This window comes from Bacillus sp. TE9106W (genome assembly GCF_054062215.1).
The window spans coordinates 469,360-487,546 of the sequence record NZ_JBSSFA010000001.1; the positions used below are offsets into that span (position 1 = coordinate 469,360).

General features: G+C 37.1%; 17 protein-coding genes. 2 read left to right on the plus strand and 15 right to left on the minus strand.

The window, feature by feature from the left end; translation table 11 throughout:
• Window positions 1-236: 236 nt before the first annotated feature.
• The 3 genes from phoR to ACVWY7_RS02555 form a co-directional block, all read right to left on the minus strand.
• Window positions 237-2,000, minus strand: a complete 1,764-nt coding sequence (gene phoR / locus ACVWY7_RS02545; RefSeq protein WP_001032117.1) for a sensory box histidine kinase PhoR — start codon at window positions 1,998-2,000, stop codon at window positions 237-239.
• A complete protein-coding gene (gene phoP / locus ACVWY7_RS02550; protein WP_001065226.1) occupies window positions 1,993-2,712 on the minus strand; it encodes a two-component system response regulator PhoP in 720 nt (239 codons plus the stop codon). Before phoP ends, phoR begins: the two co-directional genes overlap by 8 nt.
• A gap of 148 nt (window positions 2,713-2,860) precedes the next feature.
• Window positions 2,861-3,097 carry a hypothetical protein gene (locus tag ACVWY7_RS02555; protein WP_001267379.1) on the minus strand — a complete coding sequence of 79 codons (237 nt, stop codon included), beginning with the start codon at window positions 3,095-3,097 and terminating at the stop codon, window positions 2,861-2,863.
• A gap of 90 nt (window positions 3,098-3,187) precedes the next feature.
• Here ACVWY7_RS02555 and ACVWY7_RS02560 point away from each other — a divergent pair, with 90 nt between their 5' ends.
• Window positions 3,188-3,319 (plus strand): hypothetical protein, encoded by a 132-nt coding sequence (locus ACVWY7_RS02560; RefSeq protein ID WP_001238015.1) that lies wholly within the window; start codon window positions 3,188-3,190, stop codon window positions 3,317-3,319.
• A 56-nt stretch (window positions 3,320-3,375) separates the two neighbouring features.
• On the opposite strand, the gene ACVWY7_RS02565 is transcribed toward ACVWY7_RS02560, so the two are convergent.
• The 5 genes from ACVWY7_RS02565 to ACVWY7_RS02585 form a co-directional block, all read right to left on the minus strand.
• A complete protein-coding gene (locus tag ACVWY7_RS02565) occupies window positions 3,376-3,849 on the minus strand; it encodes a MaoC family dehydratase (RefSeq protein ID WP_000914178.1) in 474 nt (157 codons plus the stop codon).
• 216 nt (window positions 3,850-4,065) lie between these two features.
• Window positions 4,066-5,004 carry a malate dehydrogenase gene (mdh, locus tag ACVWY7_RS02570; RefSeq protein WP_000153240.1) on the minus strand — a complete coding sequence of 313 codons (939 nt, stop codon included), beginning with the start codon at window positions 5,002-5,004 and terminating at the stop codon, window positions 4,066-4,068.
• A gap of 19 nt (window positions 5,005-5,023) precedes the next feature.
• Window positions 5,024-6,316 carry an NADP-dependent isocitrate dehydrogenase gene (gene icd, locus ACVWY7_RS02575; protein WP_000206898.1) on the minus strand — a complete coding sequence of 431 codons (1,293 nt, stop codon included), beginning with the start codon at window positions 6,314-6,316 and terminating at the stop codon, window positions 5,024-5,026.
• Between the two features lie 160 nt (window positions 6,317-6,476).
• Window positions 6,477-7,625, minus strand: a complete 1,149-nt coding sequence (citZ, locus tag ACVWY7_RS02580; protein WP_000503658.1) for a citrate synthase — start codon at window positions 7,623-7,625, stop codon at window positions 6,477-6,479.
• Window positions 7,626-8,012: 387 nt separating this feature from the next.
• Window positions 8,013-8,474: a DUF441 domain-containing protein gene (locus ACVWY7_RS02585; RefSeq protein ID WP_000625507.1), complete on the minus strand. Its 462-nt coding sequence runs from the start codon at window positions 8,472-8,474 to the stop codon at window positions 8,013-8,015.
• Between the two features lie 565 nt (window positions 8,475-9,039).
• On the opposite strand from ACVWY7_RS02585, the gene ytvI reads away from it, so the two are divergent.
• Window positions 9,040-10,158: a sporulation integral membrane protein YtvI gene (gene ytvI / locus ACVWY7_RS02590; protein ID WP_001081398.1), complete on the plus strand. Its 1,119-nt coding sequence runs from the start codon at window positions 9,040-9,042 to the stop codon at window positions 10,156-10,158.
• 583 nt (window positions 10,159-10,741) lie between these two features.
• On the opposite strand, the gene ACVWY7_RS02595 is transcribed toward ytvI, so the two are convergent.
• From ACVWY7_RS02595 to ACVWY7_RS02625, 7 genes are all read right to left on the minus strand, one after another.
• Complete coding sequence (locus ACVWY7_RS02595; protein WP_000871644.1) at window positions 10,742-11,131, minus strand: FxsA family protein; 390 nt, start codon at window positions 11,129-11,131, stop codon at window positions 10,742-10,744.
• Window positions 11,132-11,331: 200 nt separating this feature from the next.
• The gene (gene pyk / locus ACVWY7_RS02600; RefSeq protein ID WP_001232664.1) at window positions 11,332-13,089 is read right to left on the minus strand and encodes a pyruvate kinase; all 1,758 of its coding nucleotides are present in this window, start codon (window positions 13,087-13,089) and stop codon (window positions 11,332-11,334) included.
• A 53-nt stretch (window positions 13,090-13,142) separates the two neighbouring features.
• A complete protein-coding gene (gene pfkA / locus ACVWY7_RS02605) occupies window positions 13,143-14,102 on the minus strand; it encodes a 6-phosphofructokinase (protein ID WP_000821163.1) in 960 nt (319 codons plus the stop codon).
• A 128-nt stretch (window positions 14,103-14,230) separates the two neighbouring features.
• Complete coding sequence (gene accA / locus ACVWY7_RS02610; protein WP_000818798.1) at window positions 14,231-15,205, minus strand: acetyl-CoA carboxylase carboxyl transferase subunit alpha; 975 nt, start codon at window positions 15,203-15,205, stop codon at window positions 14,231-14,233.
• Window positions 15,193-16,062: an acetyl-CoA carboxylase, carboxyltransferase subunit beta gene (gene accD / locus ACVWY7_RS02615; RefSeq protein WP_000942869.1), complete on the minus strand. Its 870-nt coding sequence runs from the start codon at window positions 16,060-16,062 to the stop codon at window positions 15,193-15,195. Before accD ends, accA begins: the two co-directional genes overlap by 13 nt.
• A 185-nt stretch (window positions 16,063-16,247) precedes the next feature.
• On the minus strand, window positions 16,248-16,892 hold the full coding sequence (locus ACVWY7_RS02620) for a FadR/GntR family transcriptional regulator (protein ID WP_000204437.1): 645 nt from the start codon (window positions 16,890-16,892) through the stop codon (window positions 16,248-16,250).
• Window positions 16,893-16,906: 14 nt separating this feature from the next.
• Window positions 16,907-18,115: an NAD(P)-dependent malic enzyme gene (locus ACVWY7_RS02625; RefSeq protein ID WP_011199012.1), complete on the minus strand. Its 1,209-nt coding sequence runs from the start codon at window positions 18,113-18,115 to the stop codon at window positions 16,907-16,909.
• Window positions 18,116-18,187 lie beyond the last annotated feature (72 nt).

The following is an 18,187-nucleotide window of genomic DNA, read 5'->3' on the forward strand; positions in this document are numbered from 1 at the left end:
AACCGTTTCTTTCCTCTCTCTATATTAACATGACTAATAGAGAGAAGAAAAATAACGGTTATTTTCTTTCATATATAAAACAGACTTATATTGGCATAAAGGGAAGTGACGAGAACAGCTTAACTATTCTCGTCCAAAATTACTCCTTGGATGAAGGGGTTTTCATGTATTATATTAACAGAGCTTTATTAATATTTAATTAAGCCATTGTTAATATATTGTAAACATCCTTCATCCTATTTTTCAGTTGCTGATTTTGGTAAAACAACTGTAAACGTTGTCCCTTCCCCAACTTCACTATCCACTGTAATCGTACCGTGATGCGCCTCAACTAAATGCTTTACAATCGATAACCCAAGGCCTGTACCACCAGTATTTCTACTTCTCGCTTTATCCACTCGGTAAAAGCGTTCAAAAATACGCGGAATTTCATCTTTACTAATACCAATTCCAGTATCCGATACTTTTATATAAGCATTATATTTATCTTCCGCTAATTCTACAGAAACAACGCCTCCAGCCGGCGTATATACAATTGCGTTATTCATTAAATTAATAAAGATTTGCTGCAAGCGACTTGGATCTCCAATGACAGAGACACGTTTTAGCGTATTTACTTGTAAAGAGATTTCTTTTTCTCCCGCTTTATTATCAAGCACCATATGAATATCTTCAAGAAGCCCCTTCATATCAACGGTTCCCATACTCAATTTAAACCCTTGTTGCTCAATCTTTGATAAATCTAATAAATCTTCAATTAACCCTTGCATACGTTCACTTTCTTTTAAAATAATGTGTAAGAAATGTTCGCAGAATTTTTTATTATCCATAGCACCGTCTAAGAGCGTTTCTGAAAAACCTTTAATAGAAGTAATCGGCGTTTTTAATTCATGAGAAACATTCGCTAAAAAGTCTTTTCTCATTTGTTCTAACTTTTTCAGCTCAGTAATGTCATGGAATACAAGGACAATCCCCTTCCATTCATGGTTCGTCCCGATAATCGGTGCTCCATATACTTCGAAATGCTTTCGCTCAATTCCAAGTGGCAATAACATTTGTTTGCGCACTTTCACTTCTGTCATAAAGATTTCTTCCACAAGCTCTATAATTTCCGTATGATGAAACGATTCATAATATAAGCGATCTAAATATTCTTCATCTGTGACGTGGAAAGTTTCCTTATACGAACGGTTTACAAGGTTGATATAACCGCGGCTATCAATTAAAATCATTCCACTTCCCATATTTTCAATTAACGTATGCAGACGATCTTGTTGCATTTCTTGTTCAAGCGTCATCTCTTGTAAATTACGAGCTAAAATATTAATCGCTTTACTTAACATTCCCGTTTCATCCGAATGACTTTCATAAGCGCGCGCTTTATAATTACCTTTCGCTAATTCGATGGCAACTTTCGTAACGGATTCAATTGGCCTAATATATTGCCCTGTAATTTTCATACCTAAAAATACGACGACGAGACATGCAATAACGAATCCAATAATTAATAATCCCCACGTTTTTTGATGAACGTCTTTCAAAGGCTCAATTATGCTTTTCACCAAAATGTACCCTTGTTTCCCTGTTACATCTTGCACGAACACCGCATGGTAAAATTCGTTATTTTGATCTGCTTCTTTCGTAATGACTTTATTTCTTTGTTTCTTTGTTTCAGAGGAAAGTTCTTTCATTATCCCTTGGCTAAACGCAGACTGTTCTCCCCCGCTATATTGAACTTTCTTTTTCTCATCTACAAAGGCAATAGAAGCCTGTATTTTTTCTTCTAACTTTTTAAATATATATGGATTTTTTAAAACATCATCAAAACCTTGTTCTTCTGCTAATACCGCAACATACTCTGTCTCTTTTACCATTCTCTCTTTTGCATGATCTATATAGTAGTTTTCAAACACGGTTTCTAGCAATAAACCGAGTCCCACTAAAATAAACACAATAAGAGAAACAAATGTAAAAAGAAGCCTGGAACGAAATTTATTCATCCCCTTTTGGCTCCTCTAATTTATATCCTAAACCACGTATCGTTTTAATGTACGTCGGTTTTTTCGTATTTTGTTCAATTTTATCGCGCAAATGGCTAATATGAACGTCAACAATTCGTGTATCACCAGCAAAATCATAATTCCATACAGCACTTAATAATTGATCACGCGTCAACACACGGCTCTTATTTTTCGCAAGATAAACAAGTAATTCAAATTCTTTTGGTGTTAATTCAAGCTTTCTTCCTTGGAAATAAGCCTCATAAAACTCTGGTAAAATTTTGAGTTCAGCAATTGTGATGCTCTCTTCATCTGACGTTTCTGTAACTTGCTCTTCTTGTTGTAATTTCGTACGGCGTAAAATTGCCTTCACACGTGCAACAACTTCCCTTGGGCTAAATGGCTTCGTCATATAATCATCCGCCCCAAGTTCAAGACCTAACACCTTATCAAACTCATCATCTTTTGCTGTTAACATTAAAATTGGCGTCATAACGCGCTGCAATCGTAATTCTTTACATACTTCCATACCATCCATTTTTGGAAGCATTAAATCTAATATAATTAAATCTGGACGTTCTGTTGTCGCTTTTTGCAGCGCCATCTCACCATCCATCGCTGTTATCACTTCAAAACCAGCTTGTTGTAAATTAAATTCGATTAAAGTTAAGATAAACTCCTCATCATCAACTACTAAAATACGATTGTTCATTCTTTTCCTCCAAGTTATAGACTTGAAACCTTCTTCATCCTAGTATTTTCCCCGTTATTCTCATCATACTAGAAAACAAGGTCCCTCTCAATATAATTGTCTATTCACGGATTCGGATTGTTCTATTGTTATTACTCATTCACTCCAATTAACATGTTGTTATCCATACTTTATATACATCTATATTTTCATTAAATTGTACTTCTGTATGAATATTGAATTCTTGATTTTGCGCTAGAAAAAACGAAAGAGCATACGCTATTTTATAATCCAGCGTTTCATATCCATCAAACACTCTTCCATACATTTCATTCGCAACCCCGTCCGCCCATACTTCAGCTTCTCTTATCGTTTCAAAAATAACGTCTTCTCTTTTCCATCTCACTTTAAAAATCACTCCTTTCATTGACTTACATTAATAATTTATATATTCTAATTTTAAATATATAGATATAAATAATATGGAGGTTCTATTATGCGACTATTACTACCTATTCTAACTTTAGTAGTAACATGTATTCTTACTTTCAACGCTCCGAGCTGGGATACAATTAAAACGGGTTGTTCAGATTTCGCCGAAGGGTTCAAAGAGGGATTCTTCAACTAAAAATAGCGCTAGCCCCCTTATGAAAGGTATGCTAGCGCTATTCACATTTTCATGTTTTAAAAATTATCTAATGCTTTTTCCATAATAGAGACTGATTTATAAGGTGGCGTTACTGTTAATGAGCCTTTCACAACAGTATCTCCTTTTTCATCATGAGCAGATACAAGCATATCAATTGTATGTTCCTCCTCAGAAACAGCCACAACTTCAAAGTGGATTTGTAACGTTTCATAATGGTGAACATGCTTCACGAACGTAAGGTCCTTCCTAGTAATATGACTACCTGGACCTGGTAAATATTTCGTAACTGCCGTTGTAATCATTCCAGTTAGCATAATGCTTGGTACAATCGGCTTTTCATACGGAGTTTGGGATGCGTAATCATGCTGAATATATAATGGATTGGCATCATTCGTTAACCCTAAGTACAATAACAAATCTTTATCCTCAATTTTTTCAGTGATAGATAATTTCTCTCCTACTGTAATTTCATCCATTTTACGACCAATTTGAACTTTTTTCTTTAACATGTTACAACCCCCTCCGATTTTTTCACCTTATTATCCTACTAAAAGCGATACTTGATCCGATATTTACTATGATGAGGGCAATGTATAGTATAAATCTACAGTTTCATTATAGGATATTACAAATGATAGCGTTTTCATGTTATTTCAAAAAAACATTTGTATAAATAGTAGAAAAAGATTCGGGGCCCCGAATCTTTTTCTACTTATATTTAATGATTAAACAAGAACCTTCATAACATTACGTACAGATTCTACAGAGCGATCTAACGCTTCTTTTTCATCTGCAAGAAGTTCTAATTCAATAATTTTTTCAATTCCGTTACCACCTAGAATTACTGGTACCCCTAAGTAAAGGTCACTATAACCGTATTCACCTTCAAGGTACGCAATAGCCGGTAATACACGGCGTTGATCTTTTAAGATTGCTTCTGTCATTTCAACTAAAGAAGCAGCTGGTGCGTAATATGCACTACCGTTTCCTAACAAGCCTACAATCTCGCCGCCACCTTTACGGGTACGTTCTACAATTGCTTCTAAACGCTCTTTCGGAATTAACGTTTCTAACGGAATGCCACCTGCATATGAATAACGTACAAGAGGTACCATATCGTCACCGTGTCCACCAAGAACAAATCCTGTAATGTCTTTCACAGAAAGATTTAATTCTTGTGCGATGAATGTACGGAAACGAGCTGTATCTAATACGCCCGATTGACCGATAACACGCTCTTTCGGGAATCCTGCTTCTTTAAATACAGAATATGTCATTGCATCAACTGGATTTGTTAATACAACAACAATCGCATTTGGTGAATGTTTTGCAATGTCGCGCGTAATACTTTTCATAATTTTGGAGTTTGTTGCTACTAAATCATCACGGCTCATACCAGGCTTACGCGCAATGCCTGCTGTAATCACAACAACGTCAGAATCAGCAGTATCTGCGTAATCAGATGTTCCAATAATGTTAGCATCAAAACCTTGTACTGGGCTCGCTTCTAACATATCTAACGCTTTCCCTTTTGTTGGATTTTCCAGCTGTGGAATGTCCACTAATACAACATCTGCAAGTTCTTTTTGTGCTAATAAGAATGCTGTTGTTGCTCCTGTAAATCCTGCACCGATGACTGAAACTTTCTTGCGTTTGATTGTCATAATTTACCCCCCGCTTTAATTATGCGTTTTTGATTATCGCTACATCCATGTTTTTAATAAGTTCATTAGCGAACTCAGAACATTTCACTTCTGTTGCACCTTCCATTAAGCGTGCGAAATCATAAGTTACTACTTTTGAAGCAATTGTTTTCTCAACTGAAGCAGTTACTAATTTCGCAGCTTCGTTCCATCCTAAGTGCTCTAATAATAATACACCAGAAAGAAGAACTGAAGATGGGTTTACTTTATCTAAACCTGCATATTTTGGAGCTGTACCGTGCGTAGCTTCAAAGATAGCATGTCCAGTTACATAGTTAATGTTTGCACCAGGTGCAATACCAATTCCACCTACTTGTGCAGCAAGTGCATCAGAGATGTAGTCTCCGTTTAAGTTCATTGTTGCAACAACATCGAACTCACGTGGACGAGTTAAAATTTGTTGTAAGAAGATGTCTGCAATAGAATCTTTTACGATGATTTTTCCAGCCACTTCAGCGTCTGCCATCGCTTTATTCGCTGCATCTTTACCATCTTTCTCAACGATACGATCATATTCAGCCCAAGTAAATACTTTGTCGCCGAATTCTTGTTCCGCTACTTCGTAACCCCAGTTTTTGAAAGCACCTTCTGTAAATTTCATAATGTTTCCTTTATGAACTAATGTAACAGAAGAGCGTTTTTCGTTAATTGCATATTGAATTGCAGCACGAACAAGACGCTTTGTCCCTTCTTCTGAGATTGGTTTAATACCAATACCAGATGTTTCTGGGAAGCGGATTTTATTAACACCCATTGCTTCTTTTAAGAAAGCAAGAACTTTTTCTGCTTCTGGAGATCCTTGTGCATATTCAATTCCAGCATAAATGTCTTCTGTATTTTCACGGAAAATAACCATATCAGTATCTTCCGGACGTTTTACAGGTGAAGGAACACCTTCAAAATAACGAACTGGACGTAGACATACATATAAATCTAATTCTTGACGAAGTGCTACGTTTAGAGAACGGATACCACCGCCAACTGGAGTTGTAAGTGGACCTTTAATCGCGATTAAATATTCACGAATTAAATTTAAAGTTTCTTCTGGTAACCACTCGCCTGTTTGGTTGAATGCTTTTTCCCCTGCAAGCACTTCTTTCCAAACGATTTTCTTCTCACCATCATAAGCTTTTTCAACTGCTGCTTCTAGTACGCGAGATGCAGCTGCCCAAATATCAGGACCAATTCCATCTCCTTCGATAAATGGAATAATCGGATTGTTTGGTACATTCATAACACCATTAGTTACAGTAATTTTTTCACCTGTCGTCAATGTGATAACCCCCATGTTTGAAATTTCATATGTATGAAACTGAGGGAATAACCCCTCAGTTCAAACCGTTAGTCAAATTAAAATATTCTAATCATTACATCTTTCCGAAAAAATCAGACTTTTGAAAGCGTATTTTCACTATCAAAATAGTGTTATTCGCTTATCGTTGTGCAATTGGAACATACACTTGATGTGTTGGTCCATTATAATCAGCACGCGGACGGATTAAACGGTTATTTTCATATTGTTCTAGAATATGAGCTAACCAGCCTGACATACGGCTAATTGCAAAAATAGGTGTAAATAAGTCATGGTCAATTCCTAAACAATGGTATACAGAAGCTGAATAGAAATCAACATTTGGTGGAAGACCTTTTTCTTTTGTTACAATGTCTTCAATTTTGATAGACATATTATACCATTTCTCTTCTCCTAAAAGCACGCATAATCTCTTAGACATTTCGCGTAAATGTTTTGCACGCGGATCACCCTGCTCATATACACGGTGGCCAAAGCCCATGATTTTCACTTTATTTTGAAGAGCATTATGAATATATGATTCTACATTTTCTTCTTCGCCAATTTCAGTTAACATCTTCATTACATTTTCATTTGCCCCGCCGTGAAGAGGACCTTTTAACGCACCGATTGCTGCTGTAATACCAGAATATACATCTGAAAGTGTAGCTACACAAACGCGTGCAGTAAATGTAGAAGCGTTTAACTCATGATCTGCGTGAAGTACAAGCGCCTTATCAAAAGCTTCAATTTCAACTTCATTTGGCTCGCGATCATTTAACATGTACAAGAAGTTTGCAGCTAATGATAAATCATTTCTAGGCTCAACAACATCTAAACCTTTACGGATTCTTGCATAAGCAGCAACTAAAGTACCCACTTGAGCCTGTAATTTAACCGCTTTCAAATAATTGGACTTTTCATCCATAATTTCAGCGCTCTCATCGTATAATGATAGCATGGAAATTGCAGTTCGTAAAACAGACATCGGATGTGCGATTTTTAAATCTACTTGTTTCAAATATGCTAAAATCTCACCTGGAACTTTATAGTATTCCGATACAATCTCATTAAATTCCGCTAGTTCTTGCTCGTTAGGAAGCTTGCGATGCCATAATAAGTACACTACTTCTTCAAATGTAGCATTCTCAGCTAAATCATCAATATTATACCCAACATAAGTTAATGTATCATCAATAATAGAGCTCACAGATGATGTTGTTGCTACTACCCCTTCTAAACCTCGAATAACAGTCATGACATTCTCTCCTTTTCCTGAAAATTCTCCCAACCTTGCTCCTTATATCTATTTGCTCCCCTTTTGAATTATGAACGCCCGTTCACTCTTTAGGCAAGCAAAATGCACGATCATGCAAATTTGTTGCGATGTTCCCCTCTTATTGTCCATTGTCTACATGGAAAGCATGAGCGTGAATGTCTCCCCGAATCCTCACGCTCAAAACAACAAGTTAGTGAGGAAAATTAATTCCGAAGAGTTTTATGATAAAAACAACATAAAACAATATCATTATAAAATTGTTTTATGTTGTTTTTATTTTATCTGGTGTAAAGTCTCTGCTGTTATGTAACTTTTCAAAGTTTCTAATCCTATTATAAACAATTATCTGACTTTTGTGAACAGAAAGAATTCAAAAATTTTATATTACTATAAAATTCCTTATTTAAACATCTGTATAATACTCATTACTGCATAGGCAATTCCAGCCCCAATTAATGGACCTACAGCGACCCCATTAAATAAAGCAACTGCTATAATTGTCCCGAAAACGAGCGCAGTTGTAATATGAGGATCTGTCGTTAATAATTGCACGCCGCCTTTTGCTAACAAAGCAACTGCTACCCCTGAAGCTAAAGCAATCCATGCATAATACGATTTCGCTGCTTCTCCAAGTTGCTTAAACCCTATTTCCCCCGTCGCAATCGGTACGAGTACTGCTATTGTAATAACCGTAACACCGAGGTTAATCCCTTTCGTTTGTAGATAAGGAAAGACTTTGTCTCCTAGAAACGTAAATTTCAATAGAAATAACACACCAATAGCTACAGTAAGCGATTGGTTTTTCGCAATAAGTCCTATAATAAGTAGTATGAATAAAAATAACGTTGACTGACTAATCATGTTTGCACTTCCTTTCTGAAAATAATGAACTCATTTCCAAACAAAAATACCTTTAAACCTATCGTTATACATGCTATATCGATGCCTATTCAACATGAATCACTTCATTTTTTTACTTATTTTAAAATGACAAACTGAGACTTTCACCATCCAAATGTAAGCATGTATACATTTTAAAAAACGGGCGTCTCTCCTTTCTTTTCTAATTAGAAACAGGTAAAATAAAAAGAAGAGAAAATGAAGTTTTTACCATATAGTAGAAGCATCAACACCAAGCTTTCACAGTCACTCACGTACTGAAAAAGCAGGAAAATTCCATCATTCCACTATAACATAAAGTGAAACTTTAATCAGTGGGGCATTTTCCACTGATTATTAGCCTTCACCAATCGGGCATTTACGGGCAGTTTATCTCCATGTAACTCCTTTGATACAGCTGCACTTCGGGTAGGAGATTTACTTGCCCGCAAATAGCGGGGTAAAGTGAAACTTTAATCAGTGGGGCACACTCGTTATAAGTTGAACGAATTAGGATAATCCAAATTGGAATGGGAGGTATACATCTTTGAATCGAAACTTACTATATATGATATTGCGACTCGTATTTGTCATTGTAGCGACGGTAGCCGGGTTCTATGCATTACTATATATGTCAGGGCTTATCTATCCTTTTATTATCGCTTTCGCATTTGCTTATTTGATTAATCCTGTCGTCAATTTCCTGAATCAAAAACTACAATTTCCTCGCGCACTCGCAGTACTCGTTAGCTTAATTCTCGTATTTGGAGCTATCGTTGGACTCGTTACATATCTTGTAACAGAAGCAATATCTGCCACAACATACTTACTACAACTTGTTACAGTAAAATTTCCGGATATCGTTACATTCGCTCAGCAGTTTGCACTTAATCATATTATGCCTCTCTATGATGATTTAATTTCTAAATTTAATCATCTTGGGGAACCACAGCGCTATACGATTACACAAAACATTCAAAACTTAGGAACCGAAGCAACGACGCAAATGAAAGAACTTTTAACCGCTATTATAAGCGGGTTAACAAATTTCATTAGTGCACTACCAACTACTTTAACTGTACTTGTTTTCGTTTTATTAGCCACTTTCTTCATTAGTTACGATTGGCATCGTCTTGCTCAGAAAGTAAGAAAGTTTTTGCCTAACCGTGTTCATGGCTATGGAAAAACTATTTTTGTGGATTTAAGAAAAGCTTTATTCGGTTTTGTTAAAGCGCAACTTACACTCGTATCTATGACAACTGTTATTGTACTAATCGGACTTTTAATATTACGCGTACCATACGCCATTACTATCGCGATTATTACAGGGGTTGTAGATTTACTCCCATATTTAGGAACAGGAGCTGTCTTCGTCCCTTGGGTTATATACGTATTTTTCACTGGCGACACTGCTTTCGCCATCGGTCTTCTCATTTTATACATCGTCGTGATTGTCCAAAGACAAATTATGGAGCCAAAGGTACTTTCATCTAATATCGGCCTTGATCCATTAGCAACACTTATTGCTCTATTTGTCGGCTTTAAGCTCTTTGGCTTCTTAGGATTAATCATCGGTCCAGTCACCTTAGTACTACTTAATACATTGCACAAAGCTCGTGTATTCCATGATTTGTGGAAATATATTAAAGGCTCACCTTCAAAATAATAGTTTCTAATTCATGCACAACGAAAAACTTACATGTAATCAGTGGGAATTTCCCACTGATTATTCCTTGTACTTATTTTTCATACTCATTACATAACACAAGAGAATTGCACTCCAAAAAGATAATTCTCTTGTTTTTTTGCATAAAAAACGCATATTTCTTGGTGATTATACATATTTATTCTATTTATTTTATTTTTATTACTTACATTTATTACTTTTTATGTAAATGAATAAATATACAAAATGGTATAAAATTAGACTTAAATTAAGCTTTTTACTGCTTTCATTTCATTTTTTTGTGCCAATTCATTCTTTTATACACAAAAACAAGTCCCCCCTAAAACACACTTATTCAGAACTACTAACTCCTCAAACTACATATCCAATTGAAAAATACACAGCAAATATAACAAAGCAAAACTTTAACCCGTATAGATTTTGCCCCCTATTGATTATTAACCTTTACATTCACCACATGTTAAGGCAGCATAAAGCACATCTTGAATTAACTAAGCTTTAACCATCCTCTCATCCTATTACAGGCAAAAAAAATAGTGCTTAGATCGCTATAATCTAAGCACTATTTCTGCACAATAATAGTTGAGTTCTTTCTAAACTTCCATTCCATCCACTTCATAATAAACGGCTTTAATAAAGCCCTCGTCATCGGGATAACAAAGATAAAACCTATTATATCCGTTACATATCCAGGAAGTACTAAAAGAATACCTCCTACAAAGATAAAAATACCATCCAGTACTGCCGATCCCGGCATTTCTCCTCTATTCAACTTAGATTGAATCTCTCCAAGCACTTTAAACCCTTGTCTTTTCGCCAAATATACACCTACAACGCCTGTAAATACGATCATAGCGAACGTAGACCATAAACCTATTACATGACTCGATCCAATTAAGACTGTAATCTCAATCGCCGGTATTAATATTAACAAGAATAGTAACCATTTCACAATTCTACACCTCTCTCATATACCATCGCTTTTAACGCCCTCAAAACGCTCATATACACCCTATGAAATCCAAATGCATATTTCCCATCAAAATTCATACTAGACAGCTTTTAGAAGCAATTTCAGGAACCTCAAGCTAGTTCTATCTCTTTTTTTGTGTAAAAAAAAGAGAAGGACTCCGATCCTTCTCTCCGTATTACTTATAGCACTTCCGCATGTCCATTATAAACAATTCCGCGTGCTGCATCAACTGTTACTTCTTGGCCATTTTTTAAAGTTGCTGTTACGCCGTTTACACCAACGATAACAGGAATGCCGATTGATACACCTACAACAGCCGCATGGCTTGTTAGGCCGCCTTCTTCTACAACTAGAGCAGCAGCTTTTTCGATTGCAGGAATCATATCTTTATCAGTGCTTGTTGTAACAAGGATATCACCTTCGTTTACGTTCGCTACAGCTTCAGCAGCTGTTTTCGCTACAACTACTTTACCTTTTGCAGCTTTACGACCGATTCCTTGTCCTTTAGCAACTTCTTCACCAACAACGTGGATTTTCATTAAGTTTGTTGTACCAGTTTCAGCAACTGGAACACCAGCAGTGATTACTACAGTGTCTCCAAGTCCGATTAGACCTGCATCCATACCTGTTTGAATCGCTGTATCTAACATTTCGTCAGTAGAAGCTGCACGCTTCTCAGCCATAAATGCTTGTACACCCCAAACAAGTGCAAGACGACGTCCTACTTGCTCGTCAGATGTTACAGCTACGATTGGAGATTTTGGACGGTATTTAGAGATCATTTTCGCAGTATATCCACTTTCTGTTGGAGCTACGATTGCAGCTACATCAAGAGCAAGTGCTGTATGCGCAACAGATTGGCTAATTGCATCTGTAATTGTTGGAGTGAACTCTTTAATACGTTTTTTGAACATATCTTCATATTGTAATGATTTTTCAACACGTACTGCAATGTTAGCCATCATTGTTACTGCTTCTACTGGGTATTGTCCAGCAGCCGTTTCACCTGAAAGCATGATTGCATCTGTTCCATCGAAGATTGCGTTAGCTACGTCACTTGCTTCCGCACGAGTTGGACGTGGGTTACGTTGCATAGAATCTAACATTTGTGTTGCAGTAATAACTGGTTTACCTAACACGTTACATTTTTTGATTAGACGCTTTTGTACTAATGGTACTTCTTCTGGCGGAATTTCTACACCCATGTCACCACGAGCTACCATTAAACCGTCAGAAACTTCTAAGATTGAATCGATGTTGTCGATACCCTCTTGGTTTTCAATTTTTGGTACGATTTGGATGTACTGAGCATTATGCTCTTCTAATAATTCACGGATTTCTAATACGTCAGCTGCTTTACGTACGAATGAAGCTGCGATGAAATCAACTTTTTGCTCGATACCGAAGATGATATCTTTTACGTCTTTTTCAGTGATACCAGGAAGCTTAATGCTTACGTTTGGTACGTTAACACCTTTTTTATTTTTTACAGTTCCGCTGTTAAGAACTTTTGTACGGATGTTTCCGTCAGCTTTTTCGATTACTTCTAGCTCGATAAGACCGTCATCGATTAGAATGCGAGAACCTGGATCTACATCGTCATAAAGACCAGCATAAGATACAGAGAACTTCTCTGCAGTACCTAATACTTGCTCAGTAGAAAGAACTACTTCTGCACCTGTTACAAGCTCAGCTTGTCCGTCTACGAAGTCATGAGTACGGATTTCTGGACCTTTTGTATCAAGTAAGATACCAACTGTTTTACCAGTTTTCTTTGAAGCTTCACGAATGTTTTTAATACGAGCGCCGTGCTCTTCATGGCTACCATGAGAGAAGTTTAAACGAGCAACGTTCATACCTGCTTCGATTAATTGCTCTAATTTTTCAATACTTTCACTAGCAGGACCTATAGTACATACAATTTTAGTTTTACGCATATTGCACCTCCGAAAATTATGAAACCGTTCCCAAATATCCGACATTACGCCGATTAGATGGATAATTCTTTAGATAATTGATACATATCTTTATCGATTGTATGCTTTTGAGCTAACGCTTCGATAATGTCATGATCAACAAGTTTGTTATCTTGAATACCTACACAACGTCCACCTTTACCAGCAATTAATAGTTCAACTGCTCTTGCGCCAAGACGGCTTGCTAATACACGGTCTTGTGCACTTGGTGATCCACCACGTTGTACGTGACCTAATACAGTTACGCGAGTATCAAAGTTTGTTGCTTCTTCAATGTGCTTACCGATGTCAATTGCACTTCCAACACCTTCAGCTACAACGATAATACTGTGTTTTTTACCACGTTCACTACCGCGCTTCAGACGAGCGATAACATCTTCCATGTCATACTCTTCTTCTGGAATTAAGATTGTTTCTGCACCATCAGCTAAACCAGCCCATAATGCGATATCACCAGCGTGACGTCCCATTACTTCGATAACATATGTACGTTCATGAGATGTAGCTGTGTCACGAATTTTATCAATTGCATCAATAACAGTGTTTAAAGCTGTATCAAAACCAATTGTGAAGTCTGTTCCAGGGATATCATTGTCAATTGTACCTGGTACACCAACACAAGGGAATCCTTGTTCAGTTAATTTTTTAGCACCTTGGTAAGAACCATCTCCACCAATAACAACAAGTCCTTCGATACCGTGTTTCTTTAATTGCTCGATACCTTTTAGTCGTACTTCTGGGTCTTTAAACTCAGGACATCTTGCTGTATATAATTTCGTACCACCGCGGTGGATAATATCGCCAACAGAACCTAGTTCTAATTTTTCAATGTGACCAGAAATTAATCCAGCGTATCCATGGTAAATACCATATACTTCAATATCATGGAAAATCGCTTTACGAACAACTGCACGAATGGCAGCATTCATACCAGGTGAATCTCCACCACTTGTTAATACACCAATACGTTTCATTTGTACTCACCTCATAAAGATTATTTGCCTTATAATAAAATAACACGAAAAAATATAAAAATACAATGGAGAAGATGTGTCTTTTCATAATAAAAACGTGCATTCGCGAAGTGGAACGCACGCTTTTCTTATTTTATCCAAATGGAAGCGTTTGAAAACGAAACTTGCCCAATTTTCATATATTTTTCATAACGTTTTTCGATTAATTCATCTTTCGAAATTCCGTTTAATTGTTCAAAAGTTTTTCTAAGCATTAAGTCTATATTTTCTGACTGTTTCAAAATGTTACGGTGTGCTCCACCTTTTGTCTCTGGAATAATTTCGTCAATTACACCTAATTCTTTCAAATCTGCCGCTGTAATTCGCATCGCCTCTGCAGCTTCCTTTGCTTTTCCTGCATCTTTCCAAAGAATTGCCGCTGCACCCTCTGGCGTAATAACAGAATAAGTGGAATTTTCTAGCATATGAATGTAATCTCCTACTCCAAGACCTAACGCACCACCGCTACCACCTTCGCCGATAACGATACAAATAACAGGTACCGTTAAGCCTGCCATTTCAAATAAATTGCGGGCGATCGCTTCACTTTGACCACGTTCTTCAGCAGCTTTACCAGGATAAGCTCCTTTCGTATCAATAAAACAAATAATTGGACGATTGAACTTTTCCGCCTGCTTCATTAAACGTAATGCTTTTCGATATCCTTCTGGATGAGGCATCCCAAAATTACGGCGAATATTTTCTTTCGTATCTTTTCCGCGTTGGTGCCCAATTACAGTTACAGGCATCCCTTTATATTTCGCAATGCCGCCGACAATCGCTGCATCATCGCCAAATAGACGATCTCCATGACATTCAAAAAAATCAGTAAATAAGTGCTCAATATAATCGAGCGTTGTCGGTCGTTCTGCATGACGAGCAATTTGAACACGGTCCCATACTTTCATATTGCCGTATATATCTTCCTCTAAATTTTCTAGCTTGTCTTCCAAAATACGAATCTCCTCACTGAAGTCCATCTGGCTGTTTTTCGTATAGTCTTTCAGTTCACGAATCTTATTTCTTAGCTCAACAACTGGTTTCTCAAATTCTAGCTCTGCCATACAGCCATTTCCCCTCCTTGATGAACTTCTAAAATCTTGCGAAGCGATTCTCTCATATCATCACGATGTACTACCGCATCTAATTGACCATGTTCTAGTAAGAATTCTGCCGTTTGAAAATCTTCCGGTAGTTTCTCACGCACGGTTTGTTCAATTACACGTCTACCAGCAAATCCGATCAGTGCCCCTGGCTCTGCAAGATTATAATCACCAAGTGAAGCGAAACTTGCTGACACCCCGCCCGTCGTTGGGTGAGTCATAACAGAAATAAATAATCCTCCTGCATTACTATGCTTTTTCAAAGCTACGCTTGTTTTTGCCATTTGCATTAAACTTAATATCCCTTCTTGCATACGGGCACCACCCGAAGCAGTAAAGATAATAAATGGAACTTGTAAGTCGTATGCCTTTTCAACCGCACGGGCAATTTTTTCTCCTACAACAGAGCCCATGCTCCCCATTCGAAAACGAGAATCCATTACTGCAACAACAACAAGCATGTCATCAATTGTTCCTTCACCAGTTACAACCGCTTCGTTCAAGTCAGTCTTCTTACGATCGCTCTCTAGTTTCTCTTCATAATCTGGAAACTCGAGTGGATTTAATGAAACCATTTCTTTGTCATACTCACGGAATGACCCTTCGTCCAATATACTATCAAGACGTTCCCACGCATTCATAGGATGATGATATCCACAATTCACACATACTTTTAAATTTTTTAGAACTTCTTTCGTATACATGATTTTTTTACATTTCGGACATTTTGTCATAACGCCATCTGGTACATCTTTTCGTACTTGTTCTGAAGGTATTGCAGCGTACTTTTTCTTTTTCACGAATAAATCTCTTAGCACAATTTGACCCCCTTCGTTGAGAGCTAAGGTTAGCGTAAGAAGAAAATTGGGCTAACACCAAAGTTTGATGTTAGCCTTATCTTCTCAATCTGTCTAATAACCTCACTCTTTACGTTTAACTTTAACCGCTACGCGATAGAATGTTTGTCATAACGTGTCATGGTCATTTCGACAAATTTTATACATTACGAGTGAAACTGTATATTCTCTACTAATTCATCGTAAATTTTTAGTGCATCATTTTCTTGTTTTTCTTCCAAAGTAGCATAAAGCTTTCTATACATATCGATAGAATCTCCTGAAACTTTACAAGAAAGAGTTGATACATAATCATTTACGATCATCCAAATGCGATATAGTAAATAATTATCGACTTGTTCAATAAGTGTTTTAAAGAACGTTTGGTGAAGCATTGGAATTGAGTTTTCATTTCCTTCAAGCACTTGATGTAATTTACTTAGCACTTTAGAAAACGTTTCTTTCGGTAAATTACATACAATTCGAATCATATCTTTCTCAAGCAATCGTTTTGTTTGTAATAAATCACGAATTGTTTTCTCATCTTGCAGCAAGAACGGAGCAATCAATTGTACAAGACCGTTATCGTAAAAGTTTCGAATAAACGTCCCTTCACCACGTCTCGTTTCAATTAACCCTACAAGTTCTAAAGCACGCAACGCTTCTCTTACAGAGGAGCGTCCTACGTTTAAACGTGAACTTAACTCACGCTCAGACGGTAAACGATCCCCTGCTACCAATCCATCCTCTTCCATAATGGAACGGATTTTTTTTACAATTTCGAGATATACTTTTGTATTTGATGATGTCAATGGAAATTCCTCGCTTATTCTTTACCAATCAGCGCTAATTGTTTTGTTTTCTCAGCAACTTCATTTGGATCCACTTGACGGCGAGCTACTCCTGTCTCCATTGCAGCTTTCGCAACGTAAGCTGCTACTTGAGGCGCTACACGCGCATCAAACGGTGCTGGAATGATATAGTCTGCATTCAACTCATCTTCTGCTACAAGCTCAGCAATGGCTTGTACAGCTGCCATCTTCATTTCTTCGTTAATTTGTGTCGCATGTACGTCAAGTGCACCGCGGAAAATACCAGGGAACGCTAGTACATTATTTACTTGGTTTGCAAAGTCAGAACGACCTGTTCCAACAACAGCTGCGCCCGCTGCTTTTGCCAATTCTGGCATAATTTCTGGAACTGGATTCGCCATTGCAAAAATAATTGCATCGTCATTCATTGTACGAACCATCTCTTCTGTTAATGCACCTTCTGCAGATACACCAATGAATACGTCCGCACCTTGTACAACATCAGCTAAAGAACCTTCGATACGATTCTTATTTGTATATTTTGCAACTTCATCCTTCACCGGATTCATACCTGTAGGACGACCTTCATAGATCGCGCCTTTACGGTCACACATAATAATGTCGCGTACGCCATAGCGATATAAAAGTTTAATAATTGCAATACCTGCTGCACCTGCGCCATTTGCGACAACTTTAATGTCAGACATTTTCTTTCCAACTAGTTTTAGCGCGTTCACAAGACCTGCTACTGTTACGATAGCTGTTCCGTGTTGATCATCATGGAAGATAGGAATATTTGTTTCTTTTTTCAAACGTTCTTCAATAATGAAGCAGTTTGGTGCTGCGATATCTTCTAAGTTAACGCCGCCAAAAGTTGGCTCCATTAATTTTACAGTTTCAACAATTTTATCTACATCGTTTGTATTTAAGGCAATTGGGAATGCATCTACACCAGCAAAGCTCTTGAATAATACAGCTTTACCTTCCATTACTGGAAGAGATGCTTCAGGTCCAATGTTACCAAGACCAAGTACAGCCGTTCCATCTGTCACAACTGCTACCATATTTCCCTTCATCGTATATTCATATACCTTACTTTTATCGTCATAAATTTCCTTACAAGGTTCTGCAACCCCTGGAGAATATGCAAGACTTAAATCTTTTGCATTTTCTACTTTTACTTTTGATACAGTTTCTAATTTTCCTTGATGCACTTTATGCATGTGAAGTGCTTCTTCACGAAGTGTTGACAAACTATCCACTCTCCTCAAATTATTCTTGCTGATATCAATTTC